Raw genomic sequence first — 16,917 nt, forward strand, 5'->3', positions numbered from 1 at the left:
CGGGCGTCTGTTCCGGAGGTGGCGCTGCGCCTTAGGTTTGACCACATCTTTTTACAATCTTCATTGCGTCAACGCCGCAGAGCATCGCTTGGAGGTCGTTCCAGCCTCGCCAAATCGTTTGCCATCCCGGTGGGTGATCGGATTTGCGGTTCTGATGACCGCCGAGTCTCGCCAGTGCATAGTAGAAATCGTGAATTGACCAGTCGGGTTTGATTTGGCCATGTCGCCAAGCGCTCAGCACACTCACGTAGTCGCTGCAGATAACTTCGGTCGCTTTGCGTTTCTTTGCGTCCCAACGACGACTGGCATCACGCATTTGCAGCAGAGTCAACGCCACCACTGAAATCAAAGCGATCGCTGGCTGCAAACGTTCTTCGCTAGTGAATTGCGGGCTCTCAATGCTACATCCTGTTTTCATCCCTTTGTGATACTCTTCAATGATCCAGCGACATTCGTACCAACCGACAACCTGATAGGCATCTTCAAAATCAAGTACGGGTTGGTTTGTAATCAAAAACCATTCCAGACGCTCTTCTCCGGCGGGCGGATCTTCTTCCCAGACTCGAACAACCCAGACGGCAAGCGGATCGTTGCCGTGTTCTCCTAGTTTCTTCGCGGGTGGTTTGATTTGAACCGGGGCAAATGAGACAGCCATCTTCGCCTCACGAGCCCGTCGATTGGCTGATTTCTTTTTGCCTTTGCGAACCCGTACTTTCTTGTCGACTTTGCTCGTTACCGATAACGTCCAGTGTCCTGCTGGCGGAAGGCTGGCAGCATAGTTGCGAAGGTAACAGGCTTGATCGCTACTGCCTTGATCGCCATGTCCAGGAATGATCGCCCGATTATGAGAGGCACGAATGACGAACCTACGGCCGCTGGCCAATTCATGTTCGAGGAACTCGAACGTGTCAGCTCCTCGATCACAAACATCAACGAGTTTCTCGCTGTTAGCCAGTGGATCGGCACCGCGCAACCACAATCGACTCTCTCGTGATTCACGCTTGCGTTTCTGAGCGGTCAGTTCGTCTTTGGGAGCATCCTCCCGATGGTGCAAAACCTGATTGCACAATCCAATTACTTGCCGTGTTTTCGGGTTCACGGCCAAGCTGTTTTGCGCGATGTACCCACGGCGATTGCCGTTGCCAATTTGGCCCATGTCATCGGAAAGTGACTTGTGATTGGTAAAATCCAGCTCGGTGGCATCATGAAGAATCAGGACTGGGCCTCTGATTTGCTTGATCTTGTGACAGGTTGCCTCACGATGAGATGCGAGAATTGCCTCATGCGTCACCTGGTCACGGTCCATCAACCGGTAGAAAGCCCTGAGGTCTTTGGGGCTATTGAATTTCTGTGGCAATGTTCCACTTGGTCGTCGAGCCATTGAGTCAGCAAGTTGTACGAGACGATTTGTTCTACGTTTGTCGCCGAGTTGAGCGTTGGCAAAGTTGACTTGTCCAAATGTTTGCAGGGGCAAAACCATGGGGGGCCTTCCGTGATACGAGTGCTGGTAGCCATTCCGTCACCAGCAACCATCTCAACCCGCCGTCGCGAATCAATCGCAGCGTGTGTTCCACGCCACGGTTCCCACAGGGAAAAAACTCCAGGCATCGCCAAATTACCAGATCAACCTTACCAAGCTTGACTCATTTACAAAGATCAACAATTGGTTTCACAGCCGCGCCAACTCGACACATCCGCTGGCAAACAAAAAGATGTGGTCAAACCTAAGCGCTGCGCTGACCTCCGGCTACTGGCTGGGATCCCTCCGGGATGGAGACCTCGCTTCGGCGGATTGGAGTGGCATCACGTCGATCCTCGTAGGGTTGGCGGGCGGTCGACGTGGCTGCGCTGGTTCGGCGCCCGACGATGTCAACGACGACTGACGACGGCATGTCGGCTGCAGATGGGGAGGCTGGAATTTCCCTCAGCGATAGCGATCGAGTACAGTGTTCGTCACTGACAATCGATTCGACCGTTGAGCGACCAACAAAATTTGAGGCGCCGAGCGGATCGCGTTTGTCCGTGCTGGTGTTACGTCGTAAAAGCGATGACGACAGTCCGCGTTCCGAACCAGCAGATGCACGCTAGCCGCAAGGTTGATTTCTGTGGAAGTGGTGCGTCGTTCGCGGCGACCACGTGATCGTTACCGTTCTGTCTTCTATTGCAGCCAGGAATCTTTCGATGTCGATCGCATCAATGAATGGCCAATGGCAACTCGAGCGGTACCACCATCTCGTCGATGAGATTCCCTGGGGTGACGACGAGGATACCGCTTGTTTGGCCAAGATTCAGGCGTGGCTCCGCGGCAACGGCGATGCACAGATTCCTGATGCCGTTCCGATGGCCGGGTTGGTGATGAAAATACAAGGCAGCGCGTTTTCTGAGGAGACGATCGAATTCGATGCCTTGATGTTCGACGTCAGCGGCGTTCAAGTAAACGCTTACGTCCCCATGATAGGCACAGTCGTCGACCGTGATGGACTAACGATCCTTGAACCCGCAGGCGTACCGGACTGGGCAACGCCGAATGCAATGGACGCGTCCGCATTGCGATATGACGACGGAGACACCAAGGTTTGTGACAACCTGAGGCTGATCGATGACAAACTGGTACGACAGGTCTCGGTGGTGACAGATGAAATTTATCTGGAGCGAATGGTTCTTGTGTACGGTCGCGTCCGCTGAGGGAATGACACAGAACCATGTCGTGGACCGGGCCCTGATCGAGTTCGCTTGGGATGAAAACGCTGGCACCCTCTGTCGGGATCCGTTCTAATCGAGATCCATCATTGGCCCGCCTGAGGCTGAAAGCGTTTTGCATCGTGATCCATTCCCGATCCTCCGGGGACGCGGATAGATCGCAATTCGTTGCAAAATTCGAACACGGGGCCTTCTATTCGTTTGAAACTTCTCCGGAGAAGAGACGATGAAAACCTTGTCACTCCCTGCGAAACTGAGCCAAGCAATCCTATCAAGTCTCGGCAAGCTAAGCGGGGTGACCGAAGTCAAGTCTGAGTTGTTTGAGCTGTTTGCGGACAAGCGTTAACCTATGATGCGACCAATACTGACCCTATTCGTCCTGCTCACATCGCTGACGCTTGCGCAATCGCAGGACGCGGATCCATTTGGTTCCGACCAAGACGATGCCAACACTGAATCGGAATGGACGCCGACCCATCCTGATGGTGACACGCCGCATGAGCGGATGTTGTCGCTTGCCCACACCGATTCGCTTCCGCGGTTTGATCGTGTCGAGTTGTATGCGGTATCCTTACCCAAACGAGATCCTTTCAGCGACGAGGCACCGAAACGCAAGCCGACTGGCGACACGTTTCCGGTGCACCCCTACGGCGTACACGCGGATATTCATGCGCACGTTTCAATCACGGGCCGCGACTGCGACAAACTGCGGATGGCATGGCAGTCAATGACCTTCGATCGTCTTGGTGGTGCGTTCTGCCACCTCCCCGTTTACGGCTTCCGACTGTACCGCGGTGATGATTTGCTGTTCGAAACAACCGTTTGCTGGGAATGCCAGAACTTCTACGTTCCTCGGTACGATTCCGAGAAAAAACAGCATGCTCATGGCTGGTACGGATTTGTCAGCGATGACCACGCGAAGTCGCTACTGAAGCTGTTTCGGTTGCACCTGCCGCATCCCAAATTGTAGATGCGGCGAACCATCTACTTGTCGTGCAGTCAGCGGGACGTCGATTGTATTACTGAGCGACTCTTGGGCAGGCACCGCTCTGCGGTGCACACCGCAGAGCGGTGCCACAACAAAGCCCGGAGTCGCGAAGCGCACTCCGGGTGGGAGCTTTGATGTGGCACGCCGCTGGCGTGCGGGCCGCAGGAGCGGTTGCCGCTCGCGAGTCGTTCCCACAACGCGGTACGGCGAGTCATTCGTCAGTAATACAATCGACGTCCCCTGGGCATTTGTATCCTGGGGTAGCGGTCACTTTGCTTCGCTCGCTGACCCGTGCGACGGGTTTGCTGGAATTTGCTGCGACCCCGTCCGGGGTCGTGGGGTGGATCGGGTGCCTGGTCCGGAGGTGGCACTGCGCTGACCTCCGGCTACTCGCTGTGATCCCTGCGGGATGTCGGTCTAACTACTCTGGAGAGTGAGCCAGAACGTGCAATGGAGGAGACGGCGCAGGGGCTTGTCTTTCCGTCAGTCTGCTTGGGATGTAGTGGTCAGATCTTTCGCCCCTGCCAGCGCATCGTTATCGTTAGTTGGAAACCATGAATGACACATTGGATCTAAGACATGATCGACGAGGCGAACCCATCGCAAACGCCTGTGCCCCGACGATTTCAATTTTCAATCGGTACTTTGTTGCTGTGGATCGCGATTGGCGCGCTCGCGGCCAATACCGTGATCATGAATCGTCAGGTCACACGGTTGAAACAAGACCTCGCATCGCAGCAGCCCTTGTCTCCCAAGGAAGTCGCTCGGCAATTTGAGAAGAGCACCACACTCGGGACGATGACGACCACGGTGAAAGATGTTCGCTATTCGGCTAAGGCTGATGCCTACCGAGTCGATTTCTCATGGGTTGACTCGGCGAGCGGGAAAACGTGGCATTCGGATGTTCGACTGAACCATGACGGTTTCGGGGTGTACTACGGTCAAATTCGAAACGGACCGTTCATTCAACCACTGGGATACAAGGAAGCATTCCCAGTTGCCGTTACCACTCCGTCGTCTTTTGAGGACTAGCCGTCCAGAAGCCGACGAAACGATAGGCGCCTCTCAAGATGCAGATAGAAGCGAGTTGTTACCTTGCGATTGTCGCCTTGGCGAGCGTTCTTGAGCGTCCATTTGTGACCTGCTCGGGAGTCGAGAAACACGCGTTGCGGACTTCCGTGTTTTCCAATGTCATCGCATCACCGACTTGGCTTGTCTTCGGCAGTTTTATCGAGCTTTCGATGAGCCTCAATTCCTTTCGCATGCATGGCAACTTGTTGGCGGTGCTCTTGTTCGCATTCGCCTTCCAAGTCGCCGCAAAGGTGCTCGTCGTTCGGGTCTCGGCGAGAAAGCCGATCAACGTGGGGTGCGTCTTCGCGGGCAACGGCTTCGGCTTGGTTTTGATCTGGGCCCTGTATGTTTCGCTCGTGTCGTTCAACGATCAGCACCCGCATGTTTGGGTCAAAATGGTGCGTTATGTTCCACTTTTTTCCATGCTCTCGTACGCCGTGTTCTTTGGGATCGCGGTGCTGATCGCGATCGAATCCCTGTCTGCTTTCGTGGGAAGGAGGAGGATTCCGGATGACAGCGACGAATCGAGCCGTGAGAGCGACCAATAGTTCTGCGATGCAATGCAACGCTGGTGGGAGAGGATTTTTGGTGATGGGGCGAGCGGGAGGTGTGGCCGCTGTTGCGCGGGGGTGGGGGCGAGTGCTTCGCGACTCGGGGGTGGCAAGCAGGATGCTTACCCCACTTTAGATGGCGAGTGGGATGCTTAGGCCGCTTGTGAAGATGACGGGAATGTTAGCGCTGTTTTAGCGTCGTTAACTTCAGTTTGTGATTCGGGGCGGTTGAGATGTCGGCGTTTGGTGTCCGGCTGCGGAGTTTCGTCCAAACCGCGCCGGCGAGGATCAGGACCACGGGCGCTGCGGCCAACTTGCGAACGGGGAAGCGGGACGCCGAGATGTCTGTCGTGCTCGAGGGCTGAAGTGCGACGGCGGCCGACGCGGCGTGCGGCAGCGTCGTTTCAGCAACACCTTGATCCGTCGGGCGATCCCACTGCGACAGCGTCGCGAAGTCGGTCGTCTGGACATCGGGAAACGCTCCGATCTCGAACACCAAGGCAACTTCGAGCGACGTGATGGCCGCAAACAGCGGCGGTTCCGGTTGTCTGGCGTCCAACACACCGGTCGCGGAAACATCATGCGGTCGTGTGTTGGAATCGACGATCCCTGTCTCCGACGGGCCCGTCGGCTGATCGTCTTCCGTCCCGGTTTCGGCATCCACCGCTGATGATGAAACGCGTTGAATACTCGTCACGATGTATTCCGAATCCGACTGCAGTTGACCGTCCATCCAATCCGACTGGGATGCAACCCATGCGGATGTCGTCGCCAAGCGGATCACTTCGCCTTCACCCGGCAGCTGATCGGTCAATCGATCGATCGTCGCGTCGCTGCCGGCATGTGGTTCGGGATTCGATACGGTTTTAAATGACTTCGGTATGACCGTTTCCAAGGCGGGCTCGGTCACATCGCGGCGGTCCGCTTCGTCGTCGATTGAAAACGGATCGATCGGCGGTACGTGCGCGAGGGTTGGCATCACGGGCGTGGGGATGACTTCCGCCGGTGACAATTGATGGTCCGTGTCATCGGGGTAGTGGAAATACTCAACATCACCATTGCCGCGATCGACCGCGATGGTGATCGGATCATGGGATCCGGAGGAAAATTCCGCATCGATGGCGGCACCGAACAGGTCGTCCGTCAAGATGGCATCGACCATCGCGGACCTGAGCAACACACCGCGTTGGTCTGACAGATCGCTGGCGGCGAGGTATTCGTCGTTCGACACGTCCGAGATCTGCCGGGCGCTCAAACGCAGTGTATTGTCGGCTCCGTCGCGGACCGGTTCCAGTCGCAGCAGTACGGTTTGGTGATTGGCGCTGGACAGGTTGCTGATTTCCAGGTTCACCAAAAAATCCACCGCCTCGAACTCGGGACCGGCGAGCAGGTTTCGCTGTTCAAAACGTTCCATCGTCAGCCGTCGGCCGCCGCGATGATGGCGGCGCTGACGGAGACGGCGGATGTGATGATTGGAATTCGAAGGTACTTTGATCATTCTGGTGGTTCGACAGATGTGGACGGATCAGCCAACCGCATGACCTTTTGCAAGGTCGGATCCTTTCGTTTGGTCTCGACGTCGGTGAGCCCCGATGCGACGGCCATCTGCCACGTTTCAAGCGTCGGAGTGATCCAACGTTGATTCAGTGCCAGCGAGGAAGCGCCGTCCCCGTTCGCCGATTCGGCAAGCTCCAGTGCGACTCGATACAAATGATTCGGATCAGCGATCCAAAGTGTTCTTCGTTGAAGCGCCAGTTCACCGGCCAAGTCATACTGCCCTTGGCGTCTTAGAAACCGACCATACTTGACATAACTGGCACTCAGCCAGACTCGGAAGTCTTGGATTTGTGGCGCTTTTTCCGAGGCCCACGTTTGATGCTCGATAGCATCATGATAGTGTTTCCGGGCTGCTTCGGCATCCGATTTTTCCAAAAGTGGAGCCAGATTCGAAAGCACGCCGCCGAGTTGAGCTCGGTAGTGGGGCGATAATGGTGATGTGTCCACCAGTTCAGTCAGCAGCGACTCGGCTTTCTCGAAATGGGAGAGCGCATCGGCGGAAGCGGCTTCGCCAGAAGAAGGGTCGGCTGACGACTCGTTGGCTGACGTCTCTGTAGCTAACGAGTTGTCCAGCGATAGCAAGACCTGTCCCATGTTGTTGTGGGCGACGGCCAGTTGTTCTTTGAATCGGGGCGATGTCGGGGCACGCAGGACCAGCGTTTGTTGGACATCGATCGCGTCTTGGTAGGCCTGGAGTGCTTCGGCCGTTCGTCCGCGGCGGTTGAAGATGGCGCCGCGATGGTTGTAACAGGTCGCCAGTTCCGAGAGCGCGGCCAAGTCGTGGGGGCGATCTTCGACGATCGTCTTGTGCAAACCGATTGCCAAACGGTTGTATCGATCTGCCGCGTCCAAGTCATTGCCGGCAAACAGGAATGACAACTGTGCGTAGGAGACCGCCAGTTCACGTTGGTATTGCAGGTTGTCTGGATCGACTTTCAGCAGTGCGGATTGCATTTCGATGGCTTGTTCGTAGGTCCGTCGCGACTGTGCGGTTTTGCCGGCGGCGCGTTCCAGGTTGCCGACGTTCACCAGCGCCGCGATCCGCAAATGCTTGATCTGCGTTTCTTCTTTTGCTTCGCCGCCAAGCTTGTCGATGATCTGTTGCGCCTGTTGGTATTCGGATTCGGCGGTTGGGAAGTCGCCCTGCTGGAAGGCGAGTTCGCCCAGGTTGTTGTGGCAGACGGCTAAGTCATGGACGATCCGCGCATGATTGGGATCCGGATCGTGTTCGTCGTCAGCGAGTAAGTCTTGGTAGAGATTGATCGCGGTTTGGTAACAGTCGACGGACTCGGGAAACCGTCCCAATTGACGATGCATCGATGCCATTTGGGTGTTGCAAAGGGCCAACGCGAAACGCATCGAGGCGTCACCGTCCATCTGATCGGCGAAGGACTGGTAGTCAGCCAACGTCTCCTGCATGATGGCTTGCCGGACGGTCTCGGTACCGGGTACGCCGGCGAGTTTTGTTGCCAACCGCATTCCAAACCGATCGACGACGTCGATTGCGGTTTGAAGGTTCAGCTGGGATTGTTCGAAGTTGGATTCGGCGGTTTTCAATGCCGCCTCGGTTCGGCTTTTTTCTTGCGACAGCAGCATGGTGGCGGTGCCGGCGGCGAGCGAAGTCAGGATCAACACGCCGACGATCGAGGCGACCAGGGTACGGTGCCGCGTGGCCCATTGGGAAAGACGATCGATCGCGGAGGGGCGTTTGGCGAGCGGCGGTTTGCCGGCCAGGAATCGGGCCAGATCTTCCGCCATGGCGGCCGCCGATTGATAGCGATCATCGCGCGGTTTTTGGATCGCTTTGAGCACGATGGTTTCCAAGTCGATCGGGATAGCGGGATTCAGTCGTCGGGGCCGTTCGGGTTGTTGGCGTTGGATCTGATCGAGCAACGTCACACGATCGGTCGCGGCGTGGGGTGGTTCCAGGGTGAGGAGTTCGTAGAGCGTGACGCCCAACGAATACACGTCGCTGATGTGGTCGACCAAGCTGCCGCGACCCGCGGCGGCTTCAGGACTCATGTAGCGAATCGTTCCCAATAGATCTCCCGTCATGGTGATCGTGATACTGTTTTGGCAGCGTGCCAGTCCAAAGTCGGTCACCCAAAGTTTTCCTTGCTGGTCGATGAGGAGGTTGGAGGGTTTGATGTCGCGGTGCACGACGCCAAATTCATGAGCGTGCTCGATCGCGGTGGCCGCTTGTCGAATCAGCTCGGCGACGGAGTTGATATGGTTTTGGGAGCGAACGCTGCGCTGTGTGGAGAACGCTTCGTCGGGAAGGGTGCTGCCGGACGCGTTGGTGGCATTTTCGCCCGTGCCGTCACGCAGGTTTCTTAGTTGGTCGATCGCTCGGTCCAACGCCTGGCCGTCGATAAACTGCATGCTGTAATAGTGGACGCCGCGATCACATCCGACCGAATGAACGGGAACGATGTGGGGATGGTGCAGCTGGGCGGCGGCCTGGGCTTCGTTCTTGAAGCGAATGATCTGTCGTCGATCCAGGACGGCAGCGAACGGCAAGACCTTGAGCGCGACCCGACGACCGAGTGATTTCTGTCTGGCTTCATAGACCACGCCCATGCCGCCGCGTCCGACTTCACGAAGGATCTCGAAATCGCCCAGCTCGTTGTGGCTGACCAATCCCACGTCATCCGGATGCTCTTTCGGTCCCAGTTCGGCGGTGGCTTGGTGCACGAAGTCCAAACCGCGCAGATACCATCGCAGCGGTTCGGCCAATTCCGCGTGGCGTTGAATCAACGATTCCGGATCGGCCGGTCGCCCCTGTTCCAGATCGTCGAGGTAGGTTTCCAGGATTTTGGAAAGCTGTTCCTGTTGTTGCGGCGTGAGCGCGTCCAACGGGTTGGCCGCAAGCGTGGCGACGTCTTCACGTGGCACGGCAGAGGATGGTGACGGCCGGTCGTTGGTGACGACGTCGTTCATAGTACGCCTCGCGATTCAAGCCGGACCCGCAATTGTGCGATCGCCCGCATCCACAGCATCCGCACTGCACCCGCCGTGCGTTCCATCCGCGCCGCGACGTCGGGGAACGCGAGCCCTTCGATGTGCCGCAGCAGAATCACCTCGCGGTAGTCGTCGGGCAGTTCGGCCAACGCATCGGCCAGCAACAGACTGGCTTCGTGTTTTTGCGCGTCGGCACTCGGTGATTGGCCTCGGTCGGCGATGATTGCTACCAGCCGCGCGGTCGATCGTTCCAGCGTCGCACCGATGTCATCGATCGAGACTTCGCGTCGAACGTCGCGTTTTTCTGCCAGTACGTGTCGCTGGATGATGTGTCCCAGGTTGTTCACCAGTATCGTTTTCAGCCAGGCGAGGAATTGCTCGGGGCAGTTGCCTCGAAACTGGGCGAAATCTCGGTGGGCTTCCAGCAACGTGTCTTGGACCACGTCGGACGCACTGGTTCTGGCCTGGAGTTTTCGGTCCAGTTGGGTGCGGGCCAGCAGTTTCAGGTAGTTCAAATACATCTGCAACAACTGGCCCAGGCAATCGTCTTGGCCGTTTTGTGCAGCCGCCAGCAATCGATTCGCTTCACTGGTCGTGATACTGGACATGGGGGGCACACGCGATGGGGGCGATCGGCGATTGGCGATTGGCCGGGAAAACGCAAGCTGGAAGCGTACGCCACTTTAGATTTTGGCCGGGCGAGATTCCTGGCGTCACGCGGATTCTGAATTTTTTGCTTCGAAGTAGCCGCCGGCAATGGTCTGGGGACACGAATCGACGGTCAGACCGCGAATTTTGGATATTTCCTCCAATACGAGTGCGTTTTGAAGGAATCTGGACTCGTTTTACGCTTCTAAGGGTATGGTTCTGTTAGGAGACGACAGACCGGGGCCTGAACGTCTTCTTCATTTTCCCTTCTCCGAGTGCCACTTGTGATCGCTGATTCCACCTCCGACAACCTCTGCCGACGCATCGAGGCTTCGATTCAACGTGTCGTCGAAGTCCGTGATTTCTCGTGTTCGGTCGAAGACGGGAAACTGATCCTACGTGGGCAGGTTGAATCACGCGACGATGCCCTGATGTGTGTCGTCGTCGCTCGCAGCGTCCCGGGCGTCGAGACGATCGTCAGCGACATCAAGGTGCTCGGCTGAACCATTGATGTGAATCGAGCGGTATTGACCGCGAGCCGAGTGCTCCTGGTCACCTTGCGTTTCGGGTCGGAGGTAGTGGACGAGGCGACGAGTCCTTGCCAAGATGCCGACTGCAGAGGACTCGTCGCCTCGTCCACTACCGGAAAGTCGCCTCGTCCACTACCGGAAAGTCAATCGTAGCCAGGGCGCTAGGGGCTCGTGGACGCTGTTGAGGGGACGACCGACAGGATCTGCTCGGGCGCGATGACGACCAGGTAGTGATTGCGTCCGTCTTCGATCGTGACGCTGTGTCGTTGCGGCGGGGCGAACGACTGGCCGGTGAAAGCCAAGGGCGACAATTGGATCTCCTGGGTTCCGACCGGCAGCTCGGCGCGGAGGACTTGGATTTCTCGTGGTAGCAAGCCCCAGCAACGGGTGTCGGCCTTTTCCGTGGCGCTCCAGGCGTTGATCGCCGCGAATTCAAACGCCGCGGCCGCGTTGCCGCTGAGTCCGAGTGATTGGGCGGTGGCCACGACACTGGCCTCTTTGAGCACCCGCCGCGCGACGGCACGGGCGATCGTCCACGGCATTTCGGCTTCGACCTTTTCCGCCGCCAATTGCCCGATGTCGGTGATCGTTTGCGTCGCGCCGAGCAGTTGCCCGCCGAACGAAACCCCGATCGCCGCGAGGTCGCAGGGCGGGATTTCGACTTGCGGAACTTTCACACTGACCACGTTGGGTAGCACCGGTTCGTCGTCATCGCCCTGTTCGTGATTGTGGATCGATCGCAACAAAGTCGATGCGATTTGCAGTGACGTGGTGGTCGTCGGCGCGACCGTCTCCACCAGTCGTGGTCCGTGGCCGACCATCGCAAACACGTACAGCACGCCGTGGCCTGCGGCACTGTGGGCACCGCGATTGGCCCTGGCGATATCGTCGACTGCCGGAGCGAATTCGGGTTGAATGCTGCTGACGAGTCGAAAGGCGCGCTCGGCGTCGTCGTAGTTCTGGTGCGTGGCCTCGCGCAGCGTGCCTTGCAGATAAGGTGCCAGCGCGAGTTGTTGCTTGGGCGTTGGCGAGTCCGCGTCTTCGGCTTGCCGGTTCAATTCGGCTTGGCGGGTTTGGGCCTGCAAACAATAGGCTTCGGCGTCGGTGGCATCGCCGGCCAGGGAGCAGATCGCCAACATCGACCGCAACAGGACTTGTTCGTAGCCGGCCAACTGAAACGGCCGGACCCGATCATCGGCCGCCAACGAAGCGGCGTCGTTGACCGGCGCAGTGTCGGGCAACGCGTCGAAGTGGTCGCGGAGTTCACGCATCCGAGACTCGGCCGCGGAGACGTCGCCACGCGCCAGTTCGACCATCGCCAGATCCAGCTGGCTTTGGTGCCGGGTCCGTTTGGGACCCTCGGCCAGTTCGCTCAGTAGCTTGTCGGCCGATTCCAGATCGCCGAAGGCAAACGCGTCTCGGGCTTGCACGATCGAGACCTTGTTGGATCGACAGCCCGATGAGACGACGAGGACGGCAAGGACTAAGATCGCTGCCAGTGGGGCTCGCCGTCGGTTTGCTCGAGCAGCTGAGACGCAGCGCTGCACGATCACCCGTCGGCCTGATCGAAGATGCCGTAGTTCCACCATTTGCCGGCGCGTGATTTCGAGTATCCCTTGCGGATCTTGGCGGACTCTTTCAAGAAGTCACCGGTGTGCACGTTGACCATTTCCAACGTCAACGTGTAGTCCCGCTGGCTGGTTTTGTTGCGGTCGGTGGTTCCGGTGGTGATGTTGGCGAACAGCAAGTAGTCGACCGGGGTGCCCGCTTTGCCCAAGACGGCGGCGAAGGCTTCGCGGTTGGCGGGCAGGAACAAGGCATCGGGCCGCAGTCGTGTTTCGCGGAGTGCGGTTTGGACCATCCGCCGGCTGATGCCACGAAAATCGGCATTCGAGTTGATCTGGGAATCGATCTGTTCGTAGAGCTGTTCTTTGAAATCGCCCAATTCTTCGGCGCTCTTGTTTTCGATTCCGACAAAGCAGACGCTGGCCGGCCCGCCGCTGAGGGTGGATGGGACGATGACGCCGTCGAGGGAAAGGTCGGATTGCGATTCAAACGCCACCGGCTGGACGGTGGGGGGGCAGCGGGAGAGCAGTTTGGCGACCGATTCTTCCACCAGCGGATTCCACGTCGCGGCGCCGGCGGCGTGGCTGCCGACCAGATCCTTGTCGTCGCTGGCTAGCAAATGCCCGTATTGTCGACCGGCACATCCCGACGTTGTGGTCAGAATCGCGGCCAAGACGACCGCGGCGGCGGCTTTGGAAGCCCGCCGCGATGGGGTGGTAGGTTGCATGCTGAGTTGATTTGCTGGGGGCGTTTGGTCGCGATGCACTTTGGAAATCCCGTTTTCGGGGCCAGAAATGCCATCGGGGCCAAGAAAATTCGCTTGAGGCGACTTGTCCGATAGTCTGGACCTATCAAAATGTGCGTCCGCCGGACCAGATGGATCCGCTGCCGAGGTCTGTTGCCAAGCGATTTTGCGAGGCGGCAAACGCAGCGGGAACCGTCACTCCGGCGGCGCCCTGTCACTATCGGCACCGCAAGGTCCGCTGGTTGACCTGTTGCGGCCGTAAATTTTCTGACGCGTCGATGCCCGACAGGCCTAACATCCCCAGTTACCCACGCTTTACGTCATCGTGGCCTGTCGGTTATGAATCCCCTGACGGAAGCCCGCTCCCCATTTTTCTTCGCATTTCCGGTTTCATCTATGAGTGTCGCTCTCGCCGTTCCATCGGTCGCCAGTTCCGAAATCGTGTCCACGATTTCCCCCACCGCGGCTGAGAATCGACCCCATGACCGGTCGGAATCGCCGCTGACCACCATTCCCGTCGCAGCGGACGACGATGACGACGACGATCTGGACGACGACGACGATGATGATGAGGACGGCTTCGGCGACGACGATGCCAATACCGACGAAGTCGACGACGGCTTCAACGACGGGCTCGACGAAGACGACGATCTGGATGACTTCGACGACATCGACGAAGACGACTTCGATGATGACTTCGACGACGATTTCGAAGAAGAATTGAACGACGATTACGAAATCGAGATCGATGACGAAATCAGCGACGAGTTCGGCTTGAGCACCGGCAAAGACGAAGACGAAGAAGAAGACGTCGACCTGGAAGATTTCGACGATTTCGAAAACATTTGACGCGGTGGCGCGGTCATCGGAAAGAAGACCCGCGGATAGCAGCGCGAACCCACCGATGACAGGGTGCAAAAAATCAGTCGGTTCGCGCTGCCATCCGTGGGCCCAGTGATCGGCTCATCGTTCGGCATTCTAAAATCACTTGACGCCCATGCCGGGCAGCAGGGCGACGGCGTCAACGCGGCGATTCTTTCAAAAACGCCGATCGCCCCAGCCCACGCAGTCCCTGATGCATCTGCTGGTGCGTTGCTTCGTCTTTGAACAGCCACAGGATCCGCGTGCGAGTGTTCTGTGGCGTTGGCGGCACCGGGGCGTAACCGTCGGTGAAAATGATCAGCCCGTCGTAGTCGCGGTGTTGGTCGATGTAGTCGATGACCGGGGCGAAATTGGTTCCCCCACGACCGCTGACTTCAAACGCGCTGCGGGCCCGACGCAGCGTCAGCGGTTCACACCGGATGTCTTCGTCGAACCAGATTACGTCGACCGATTCGACACCGTAGCGAAAGAAGTGACTGACGACTGAAAAGCCCAGTTGCAGATCGCGGTGACCCATCGATCCGGAGACATCGACGGCGAACAACAGTTTGGTCGTGAAGTCGTAGCGGCTGCCCATCTGCGCAAACCCATAGCGTCGACTCGGTTTCATCCGCGTCAGACGCCGACGCACCGAGAGCACGCTTTGGCGAAAGTTGCGCAGCACACCGCGATAGTCTAGTTTCGGATGCAGGGTCGCCATCAACTGCTCTTTGGCCTGTCCGCCGACTGTGCCCCAGCCATCGGATTCGGCGGCTTCGCGGACCGCCGCGTTGATCTCGTCCCGCTTCAGATCGTCGTTGTCCCACTGGGTCGTGTTTTCCATGCCGACCTGATCGGGATCGCTGTAGGCGTCCAGTGTGCTCGCCGCGTCGTCGGCCCCGTTCGATGGGCCGTCTGCCTCCTCCGAAGCGTTTGTTTCTGAATCAGTCGTTTCTGCATCGTCGTGATGTGGATCCGAGCCGTCGTCGGAAGACTCTTGATTTGACGGATCGGCGCCCGATGAATCCGCTGCGGCTTGATCCTCGGGATCGTCCTCTGGCGGTTCGTCGTGAGTGGCCCGCTCGGCGAGTTCCCGGTAATAGAATTCGAAGTACTGATTGTCAAAACGATCGTCGCCCCAAAGATCGCGGGGCCGCGGGATCGGCAATTTGGTACGCAGACATTCCTGCACGGTCAGATTGCTCGCCTGGTACGACAATTCGGCCTTCGGTTGCTGTCTGGCGTAGGGATGGCCCAGCAGGATTCGCATCGCTTCGAAGCCCAGCACGGATCGCAACTGGTCGCGTCGTAGCGAACGGATAAAGTCCGGGTTGAATTCGATCTTACCGCGTCCGACACGAATCGTTGCCAGACCCGGTCGCTCGACGACGTCGTGCATCGTCCAGGCGGCAAACAATAGCGGTTCGGTGAGAAACCAGCTTTCCACCACCTGTGTGATCCGCTCGCGAGCGCTCGACTTGACGAACGACTGACTCATTCGATCCGAATGCCTTCCATGTAGCCGGTCAACAATTCGGTCAGCTCGATCGATTCGGAAATGAACTCCATCACGGATTCGAACTTGGGTTTGCCGAGCATCGAAACCAGATGGGCGACGGCTTCATCGAGTTTTCGTTTTCGCAACAAATTCAAGTAGCTCAGCAAGCCCGAGCGAGCTTTGTCTTCTCGAGCGGCCGGGCATTTTCCGCTGCTGATCCAAACGAGAATCTGTTCGTTGAGCAACAGCAATTCGCCGAGCGACATTTTGCCCAGCGTCTTGCGTTGTTTACTGAACTCCAGCAGAACGTCGGCCGGGGTCACGGGCAGCGGAGTTGCCAGACTGCGGCGGAACGCGTTGGCGGAGGTTGATCCCACGATTCCGGCGATCAGTTTGATGTGATCGGCATCGAGGCGTTCGATCGGTTCGATCAGTTTCGAGACCCGTGCCCAACCGCGTCGATCCTGCGTCTTGACCAGCCCCGAGAGCGTCTGGTCGGATTCGTCGCCGATCCCGTGTCCATCGAGGAATTGGGGCTGTTTTTGGATGAAGCTGGTGATCCGGGCGTCGACGTTTTCACGCTCGGCCCACAACAGCCAGTCTTCGACCGTCGGGGCAAATTCGTACAGATTGAATCGCGAGACCAAGGCCGGGTCCAAGTCGGTCAATTGGTATTCGTCGCCTTCGTTCACCGCCGAAACGATCACGCTGCCGGCGGGCAAGCGTTTTCCCGCCAAGGTTTTGTTGAGGGCCAATTCCATAACCGATTGCAGAATCTCTGGACGCGCCCGGTTGAGTTCATCGAGGAACAGCACGATCGGCTGGTCGTCCTGGGGCCACCAGAACGGCGGCAGAAACTCGCTGCGGCCGGTGTGCTCGTCCTTGTGCAGCAGGCCGATCAGGTCCCCGGGATCACTCATTTGGCCCAAGAAGAACGGCACGACGGTCATGCCACGTTCGCGAAAATGATCTGCGATGATTTGAGATTTGCCGATGCCATGACGCCCCACCAGCATCACATTTTGATCCGACGGCGTCAGTTCCAACAGCTGAATCAACTCACGAGCATCAACACGAACGGCCAAGGGGATCTCTCCGATGAAATGACGAAAACGGGACGGTGGGCAATGATACAGGAAAGAGTAGTGTCTAGCCTTGAGGGGGTTTTTTGTTTCGCTGCGGAGCAGCGAAATGGCGGCTAAAGCCTGCACACCAGCGCAGGTTGGTGTCCAGCCTTTAGG

General features: G+C 57.9%; 14 protein-coding genes. 6 read left to right on the forward strand and 8 right to left on the reverse strand.

The window, feature by feature from the left end:
• Nucleotides 1-31 precede the first annotated feature (31 nt).
• Entirely contained in the window at nucleotides 32-1,480 is a 1,449-nt protein-coding gene (locus tag TBK1r_RS28000) for an IS4 family transposase (protein ID WP_145208643.1), read from the reverse strand.
• A 701-nt stretch (nucleotides 1,481-2,181) separates the two neighbouring features.
• Between TBK1r_RS28000 and TBK1r_RS28010 the strand changes: the two genes are divergently transcribed.
• The 4 genes from TBK1r_RS28010 to TBK1r_RS28025 all read left to right on the forward strand — a co-directional run bounded on the left by TBK1r_RS28010 (nucleotide 2,182) and on the right by TBK1r_RS28025 (nucleotide 5,307).
• Entirely contained in the window at nucleotides 2,182-2,685 is a 504-nt protein-coding gene (locus TBK1r_RS28010; RefSeq protein WP_145218276.1) for a hypothetical protein, read from the forward strand.
• A 364-nt stretch (nucleotides 2,686-3,049) separates the two neighbouring features.
• Entirely contained in the window at nucleotides 3,050-3,670 is a 621-nt protein-coding gene (locus TBK1r_RS28015) for a hypothetical protein (RefSeq protein WP_145218278.1), read from the forward strand.
• A gap of 597 nt (nucleotides 3,671-4,267) precedes the next feature.
• Nucleotides 4,268-4,720 carry a hypothetical protein gene (locus TBK1r_RS28020; protein WP_145218280.1) on the forward strand — a complete coding sequence of 151 codons (453 nt, stop codon included), beginning with the start codon at nucleotides 4,268-4,270 and terminating at the stop codon, nucleotides 4,718-4,720.
• A gap of 209 nt (nucleotides 4,721-4,929) precedes the next feature.
• Nucleotides 4,930-5,307, forward strand: coding sequence for a hypothetical protein (locus TBK1r_RS28025; protein WP_145218282.1), 378 nt, complete (start codon nucleotides 4,930-4,932; stop codon nucleotides 5,305-5,307).
• A gap of 184 nt (nucleotides 5,308-5,491) precedes the next feature.
• Here the strand turns inward: TBK1r_RS28025 and TBK1r_RS28030 are convergent, their stop codons facing one another.
• From TBK1r_RS28030 to TBK1r_RS28040, 3 genes are read right to left on the reverse strand one after another with little or no spacing between them, the layout of a single operon-like run.
• On the reverse strand, nucleotides 5,492-6,808 hold the full coding sequence (locus tag TBK1r_RS28030) for a hypothetical protein (protein WP_145218284.1): 1,317 nt from the start codon (nucleotides 6,806-6,808) through the stop codon (nucleotides 5,492-5,494).
• Nucleotides 6,805-9,807, reverse strand: a complete 3,003-nt coding sequence (locus TBK1r_RS28035; RefSeq protein ID WP_145218286.1) for a serine/threonine-protein kinase — start codon at nucleotides 9,805-9,807, stop codon at nucleotides 6,805-6,807. Before TBK1r_RS28035 ends, TBK1r_RS28030 begins: the two co-directional genes overlap by 4 nt.
• Nucleotides 9,804-10,436: a sigma-70 family RNA polymerase sigma factor gene (locus tag TBK1r_RS28040; RefSeq protein WP_145218288.1), complete on the reverse strand. Its 633-nt coding sequence runs from the start codon at nucleotides 10,434-10,436 to the stop codon at nucleotides 9,804-9,806. The genes TBK1r_RS28035 and TBK1r_RS28040 overlap by 4 nt, the downstream gene beginning before the upstream one ends.
• A 324-nt stretch (nucleotides 10,437-10,760) precedes the next feature.
• Here TBK1r_RS28040 and TBK1r_RS28045 point away from each other — a divergent pair, with 324 nt between their 5' ends.
• On the forward strand, nucleotides 10,761-10,979 hold the full coding sequence (locus tag TBK1r_RS28045; protein ID WP_419580473.1) for a BON domain-containing protein: 219 nt from the start codon (nucleotides 10,761-10,763) through the stop codon (nucleotides 10,977-10,979).
• Between the two features lie 188 nt (nucleotides 10,980-11,167).
• On the opposite strand, the gene TBK1r_RS28050 is transcribed toward TBK1r_RS28045, so the two are convergent.
• The gene (locus TBK1r_RS28050; protein WP_419580474.1) at nucleotides 11,168-12,436 is read right to left on the reverse strand and encodes a COG3014 family protein; all 1,269 of its coding nucleotides are present in this window, start codon (nucleotides 12,434-12,436) and stop codon (nucleotides 11,168-11,170) included.
• Nucleotides 12,437-12,555: 119 nt separating this feature from the next.
• The gene (locus tag TBK1r_RS28055) at nucleotides 12,556-13,299 is read right to left on the reverse strand and encodes a penicillin-binding protein activator LpoB (RefSeq protein WP_145218292.1); all 744 of its coding nucleotides are present in this window, start codon (nucleotides 13,297-13,299) and stop codon (nucleotides 12,556-12,558) included.
• Nucleotides 13,300-13,713: 414 nt separating this feature from the next.
• Here TBK1r_RS28055 and TBK1r_RS28060 point away from each other — a divergent pair, with 414 nt between their 5' ends.
• On the forward strand, nucleotides 13,714-14,166 hold the full coding sequence (locus TBK1r_RS28060; RefSeq protein WP_419580475.1) for a hypothetical protein: 453 nt from the start codon (nucleotides 13,714-13,716) through the stop codon (nucleotides 14,164-14,166).
• A gap of 172 nt (nucleotides 14,167-14,338) precedes the next feature.
• Here TBK1r_RS28060 and TBK1r_RS28065 read toward each other — a convergent pair whose 3' ends face one another.
• A complete protein-coding gene (locus tag TBK1r_RS28065) occupies nucleotides 14,339-15,676 on the reverse strand; it encodes a DUF2201 family putative metallopeptidase (protein ID WP_145218294.1) in 1,338 nt (445 codons plus the stop codon).
• A complete protein-coding gene (locus TBK1r_RS28070; RefSeq protein WP_145218296.1) occupies nucleotides 15,673-16,761 on the reverse strand; it encodes an AAA family ATPase in 1,089 nt (362 codons plus the stop codon). The genes TBK1r_RS28065 and TBK1r_RS28070 overlap by 4 nt, the downstream gene beginning before the upstream one ends.
• Nucleotides 16,762-16,917 lie beyond the last annotated feature (156 nt).

This window comes from Stieleria magnilauensis (assembly GCA_007753675.1).
Classification (GTDB): Bacteria; Planctomycetota; Planctomycetia; order Pirellulales; family Pirellulaceae; genus Stieleria; species Stieleria magnilauensis.